The 1163-nt window shown below is 54.9% G+C and carries 1 protein-coding gene; it reads right to left on the minus strand.

What is annotated here, in order from left to right; genetic code table 11:
• Positions 1-32 precede the first annotated feature (32 nt).
• Positions 33-980: an IS110 family transposase gene (locus tag AACY31_RS28740; RefSeq protein ID WP_339483836.1), complete on the minus strand. Its 948-nt coding sequence runs from the start codon at positions 978-980 to the stop codon at positions 33-35.
• Positions 981-1163 lie beyond the last annotated feature (183 nt).

Genomic DNA, 1163 nt, shown 5'->3' on the forward strand with positions numbered 1-1163 from the left:
CTGTGGGAGATTCTATGGTGCAGGGCTACCCCTTAAATGCCCTTCGGTAAGTATTCGCTCTGGTTCTTCAGCAGGGCGAATACTACTCGGGCAAGCTTGCGGGCCAGTGCCACTAATGCTTCGGTTGTGCTGAGTCCCCGGGCCCTCAATGCCTCATAAAAACCCTTCCATGCCGCTGTGCGCCTCGCCGACATCGCGGCGTTATGCATCAATCGACGGGCCTCTGGGTCACCTCGCTTAGACAGGCAGCGGCGTCCCTTCTTTTTCCCTGAGTCCGATATACGCAGGTCTAGGCCCAGAAAAGCGATGAAGGCATCGGCATTTCTGAAATCCCCACGCTGAAACGACGTGAGCAAACGGGCACCGTTCAACAGGCCAATGCCTTCGACTTTCATACAACGCTTGAGCTGAGCGCCCAAGCCAGCGGCTTCCAACTGCGTCTGGATTGTTTTCTCGAGCAAGATCTCCAGTCGTTGCATGGCCTTTATCTGGTTCTCAAAGGCCTTTTTGAGCAACGGTTCGTTTGACCAGCTTTGCTTGAGGCTGACGCGCGCCTGAACCAAAGCTGCCCGGCGCCGGAAAAGGCTTACAAGCCGGCAATACAGTGGCGATGGCGGGGTCCACGGGTGCAACTGGTGGCCTTCGTTGTTCAAGTAGCGAGCCAACAACCGAGCATCCAGCGCATCGGTTTTAGCGCGAACTTTCACACCTTTGCGGTAATGGCTGAGCTCGTAGCCGCCGATCATGTAGATCACACAGCCTTGCGCATAAGCCAGGTCGGCGAATTCCTGATGATAGATATTAGTGGCTTCGATGGCGACATCCACTGGCGCGGGCAATTCCTTGAGCCACTTCTTGATCGCTGCTTTGGTGTTGGGGATCGCTTCCAGTCGATCTGTTTCTGCGTGATAAATCACCAACTCATCTTTGGCGACATCAACACCCACGATCGGCTTTGCGACAGAAACCGGCATTGCCATTGAAAATCCTCCGGGCTAAGGTTTGAACACTTGAAGGGTTCACCCAGAGGCGCAGGCTTGTTCCTATCGTCGGTCTAGGCCAGATGCATTCTTTATCGGCGCTTGGGTGAAAGGAGGAGGGGTGAAATCTCCCACGGTCTGTACTGCGGCTAACAGTCAGAATCGAGCTTTGTCCCTCCTCCT

The sequence above is a fragment of the Pseudomonas sp. RL_105y_Pfl2_101 genome (assembly GCF_963970585.1).
Classification (GTDB): Bacteria; Pseudomonadota; Gammaproteobacteria; order Pseudomonadales; family Pseudomonadaceae; genus Aquipseudomonas.